The following is a 4,203-nucleotide window of genomic DNA, read 5'->3' as shown; positions in this document are numbered from 1 at the left end:
TGGTCGACTTCCGCTGCGCCACCAAACGCGAATGACGGTTCAATCTCGGTATTGGTTGCAGGGTTTAGTGCTTTCATCGATCCAGCGCTTGCCGGAACTTCCTGAGCGCCGATAAGCAGGTTGCCAGTGAGCTTCATAGTGGATCTCCTCAAAAGTCAGGCGGTGGCGCCGGTGTTGAGGGCAGCGATGAGATCAGCTGTCGTCAGGATTTCGTGGGCGTAAGTCGGGCCGTTCAGTTCATGGGCGGCATGCATCATTTCCTTCTTGAACGCGGCCGTTGCATCGCGCACGAGCGTGATGTGATAGCCCAGTTCCATCGCAAAACGGCTCGTCGATTCAATACAGGTATTGGCCAGCAGACCGATGACGATCACGTGCGTGATGCCTTGCTGCTTCAACTGAAAGTCGAGATCGGTGTTGGCGAAGCCGCTTTGGGCCCAGTGTTCCTGGATGATGATGTCGCCGTCCTGCGGCACGAAGTCGGGGTGCCATTCGCCGCCCCACGTGTCCTTGGCAAAGGTGTGGCGTTGCTGCACGAGGCGCTGGGTTGGGTTCGGATGATCCCAGTTCTCGTAGTCGCCGGGCTGCCAGCGACGGTGCGGTACGTAGAACACCTGGATATCTGTTTCGCGGGCGGTTGCAACGGTGGTGCGCAGGTTATCCAAAAGGCGGACTTCATCGGCGACTTCCTTGAGCATCGGGAACAGCTTGCCGCCGTCTGATAGAAAGTCGTTATACGGATCAACCAGCAACAAACCAGTGCGCTCCGGGCGGTATACGGGATTAGCCATTTCGTTCTCCAGTCAGAAGATATTTGCGAACAATTTCGCGTTTCGCAGTCGGTCTCAGAGCGTATTGGTCGGCCGCTTCGTGAGGTCTCAAAGATCGACTGCAGCAAGCAAAATCTATCACTATGAAAAACATAGTGTCAATCTGGTCTGGCCAGCCTGATGAATTTTACGCTTGCGGCATATCGTGCTGAGTCGTCGCGACAGACGGATGATGAGCGCGTGTAAGTCAGATTTGCGGCGTGTTACTATGAATTTAATAGTATTCTTGGGAGTTTCGTTGTGACACGTGATGCAGAGGCACCTGATACGGTATGTCCGGTGGCGCGGTCGTTAGATATCGTCGGTGATCGATGGACCGTCTTGGTCATTCGCGAGCTGTCCATGGGCGCCACTCGCTTCGAAGAAATACAGATTCAGACGAAAGCGACGCCGCAGATGCTGGCGGCGCGTCTTAAATCACTGGAGGCCAGCGGGATGATCGAGCGTCATCCGTATAGCGAAAAGCCGTTGCGCCATGAATATCGTCTGACCGATAAGGGATGGGCGTTCTATCCCGTCATTTACGCGCTGCGTAAATGGGGCGAAATCTGGTCCAAGGACGAGAGCGAGGAGGTCGCAGTACGTTTCGTCCATCGTGAGTGTGGTCACGATGTGGGGCTGGGGACTGTATGCCCCGGATGTGGGGTTCAGGTTGAGCGGAAAGATCTGGAAGCGTCGATGAGCGATCAATTTGCAGCCGAACGCGCAGAAAGGCGTGCGGTGTTCAAAAGAAAGTAAGGTCTCAAGGGGTTTTTCTGAACTCGATCCGACTCTACATCTTTCAAGGGTCCAGGCGCTGCGCGAACGACGACTTCTGTTGTCGGCGTTCGCATCTTGAATATCCGTTCAGCGCAACGACCGGAAGCTAACGCGAACTTCGTCCGTAAAAGTTTGTGGCTGTTCCCAGGCAGCAAAATGTCCACCTTTGGGCAGACGGTTATAGTGAATCAGCTTGGGGTAAGCCTTTTCAGTCCAGCTCTTTGGGGCCGAGTAGATTTCGTCCGGGAACACGCTGACTGCAACGGGAATGGCGATGTGCTTTGGCTCAAAGAAATTCAGCTTGTTTTCCCAGTAGAGACGAGCCGAGGAAATTCCCGTATTTGTCAGCCAATACAGCGTGACGTTGTCGAGAATATCGTCTCGCGACAGTCCCTCAGACTTACCCTGGAATACGCGAGCGATCAACGCCTGACTCGCGGCGTCGTGATCGAGCATCCAGGCGGCGAGACCGATCGGCGAATCTTCGATACCGTACAGCGTCTGTGGACGGCCAGCCATCTCTTGCGCATAACCAAGGCCATGCTTGTAGAAGTAGTCCAATTGATCGAACGCATGTTGCTCGTCAGGTGAAAGGCCGGCAGGTGCGGGGTTTCCGTATTTCAGCGCATTAGCAATGTCGTCCGGTACGGTGGCCGGCATGTTGGTGTGAATTGCGATCAGTCCCGGAGGTGTGAGAAGCGCCATCTGCTCAGTGACAGCATTTCCCCAATCGCCGCCTTGCGCGACATAACGCGTATAGCCGAGGCGATTCATCAGCGTGACCCAGGCGCGAGCAATGCGCTGAGGATCCCAGCCAGTCGTTGTCGGCTTGCCGGAAAATCCATATCCAGGGAGCGACGGAATCACGACGTCGAATGCGTCCGACGCATCGCCGCCGTGCCCCGTCGGATCTGTCAGAGGACCAATTATCTTCAATTGTTCAATGATCGAACCGGGCCATCCATGCGTGACGATCATAGGCAACGCATTCTTATGCTTCGAACGAATGTGGATAAAGTGGATGTCGAGTCCATCGATGTCGGTGACGAATTGCGGCAAGGCATTCAGTCTCGTTTCCACCTTGCGCCAGTCGTAGTTTGTCGACCAGTAATGCGCAAGCTGCTGCATGGTGGCGAGTTGCACGCCTTGCGATGCATCAGTGACGGTTTCACGCTCAGGCCAAACAGTTGCGTTGATGCGCCGACGGAGGTCGGCAAGCCGGGGTTCCGGCACGTGCACGCGGAGCGGGCGAATAGCTGATTTGTCGCCGCCAGCCGATTGTACGATCTCAGTAACTGACGGATTCGTCTGTGCAAAAGCGAGCCGATTCAATGAGACTGCAGCAACTGCAGTTGCTGCCAGACCGATAAAGCGGCGACGCGATGTAACTTGAGGACGGGTATCGTTTGACATGGAACCTCCTATTGGCAAAAAGGCCGGGGGAAGCTACGAGCAACCAAAGAAATTTAGCATCCGGGGCAAGTGCTTTCTTCATTTCCGACAGAAAGCATTGCACTTGCTGTGAGTCCGCGTTATTCGCAGCACTGCTGCAGTACACCGGGTTGAGCATCCAGGTGCGTATGTGATCCATTTTTTGTTTTTTTTTTTTTAGGTCGGTTGTAGGATATTTCGGCTCTTCCCCAGGACGTTTCCGAACGTGACTTAACCGCTAAGACACGACATCTGGAGCACCATTGGAGTTGCCCTCGACGCTTGGCATTGTTGAATGCAAGATGTGAAATGCCACGGTTCGTTTGACTTAAGTGGCTTAGCGCCGAGAGCGAGATGTGATCCAGTTCGTAGCCTTTCGAATGGAGAACTGAAATGCCCAATACCGTTTATCCCGCGGAGCGTACCGGCCTCTTGTTGGTCGATCCCTATAACGATTTCCTATCTGAAGGTGGCAAGATCTTCCCAATGATCCAGGAGATCGCCACAGAGGTCGGGCTGCTGGATAACCTTCGCGCAACGGTCGCCGCTGCGCGCAAGGCGAATATCCAGGTGTTCTATGTGCCGCATCGGCGCTGGGAACCCGGCGACTACGACAATTGGGACCATCCCAACCCAACCCAACGCCTTGTGCAGCAACGTCACACGTTTGAGAAGGGCGAGTGGGGTGGTGAATGGCACCCCGACTTCGTACCGCAAGCAGGCGACATCATGATCAAGGAGCACTGGGCCCAAAGCGGCTTCGCCAATACAGATCTCGACTTTCAATTAAAACAGCAGGGGGTCACGCATGTGATCATCATCGGACTGCTGGCCAACACGTGCATCGAATCGACAAGCCGCTTTGCAATGGAGCTGGGCTATCACGTTACGCTTGTGCGCGATGCGACTGCCGCGTTCTCCAAGGAAATGATGCATGCCGCCCATGAGCTGAACGGCCCGACGTTCGCTCACGAAATCCTGACAGCAGCCGAAGTTGGCATGGCCCTTAATTCCAGTGCTGGCGCCTGAGATGAAGGAGGTATGACATGACACTCACAGGAAATTTGCTCGTTGGCGCCCAGGAAGTTCCGGCAAGCGCTGGATCGATGAAAGCACTAAACCCTGCAACCAATACCGAGATTGAACCGTCATTCGCGTTTGGTGGCGCAGCGGAAGTCGACCG

The 4,203-nt window shown here is 54.8% G+C and carries 4 protein-coding genes; 2 read left to right on the top strand and 2 right to left on the bottom strand.

Annotated features, from left to right (window positions below; genetic code table 11):
- Positions 1–155: 155 nt before the first annotated feature.
- A complete protein-coding gene (locus J1D76_RS27775) occupies positions 156–791 on the bottom strand; it encodes an isochorismatase family cysteine hydrolase (RefSeq protein WP_421141555.1) in 636 nt (211 codons plus the stop codon).
- 279 nt (positions 792–1,070) lie between these two features.
- Here J1D76_RS27775 and J1D76_RS27770 point away from each other — a divergent pair, with 279 nt between their 5' ends.
- Positions 1,071–1,568, top strand: a complete 498-nt coding sequence (locus J1D76_RS27770; protein ID WP_421141554.1) for a winged helix-turn-helix transcriptional regulator — start codon at positions 1,071–1,073, stop codon at positions 1,566–1,568.
- A gap of 108 nt (positions 1,569–1,676) precedes the next feature.
- On the opposite strand, the gene J1D76_RS27765 is transcribed toward J1D76_RS27770, so the two are convergent.
- Complete coding sequence (locus tag J1D76_RS27765; RefSeq protein WP_421141553.1) at positions 1,677–3,002, bottom strand: epoxide hydrolase family protein; 1,326 nt, start codon at positions 3,000–3,002, stop codon at positions 1,677–1,679.
- 411 nt (positions 3,003–3,413) lie between these two features.
- On the opposite strand from J1D76_RS27765, the gene J1D76_RS27760 reads away from it, so the two are divergent.
- On the top strand, positions 3,414–4,049 hold the full coding sequence (locus J1D76_RS27760) for an isochorismatase family cysteine hydrolase (RefSeq protein ID WP_421141552.1): 636 nt from the start codon (positions 3,414–3,416) through the stop codon (positions 4,047–4,049).
- Positions 4,050–4,203: the final 154 nt, after the last annotated feature.

The organism is Pseudomonas sp. NFX15 (assembly GCF_049132105.1).
Lineage (GTDB): Bacteria > Pseudomonadota > Gammaproteobacteria > Pseudomonadales > Pseudomonadaceae > Aquipseudomonas.
Note: the sequence above shows the minus strand (reverse complement) of the source record. Positions and strands in the feature narration are given on the sequence as shown.

What these genes read in the sequence shown, in the direction of transcription:
- J1D76_RS27760 (WP_421141552.1), top strand. Translation starts at nt 3,414, where the DNA reads ATGCCCAATACCGTTTATCCCGCGGAGCGTACCGGCCTCTTGTTGGTC.
- J1D76_RS27765 (WP_421141553.1), bottom strand. Translation starts at nt 3,002, where the DNA reads ATGTCAAACGATACCCGTCCTCAAGTTACATCGCGTCGCCGCTTTATC.
- J1D76_RS27775 (WP_421141555.1), bottom strand. Translation starts at nt 791, where the DNA reads ATGGCTAATCCCGTATACCGCCCGGAGCGCACTGGTTTGTTGCTGGTT.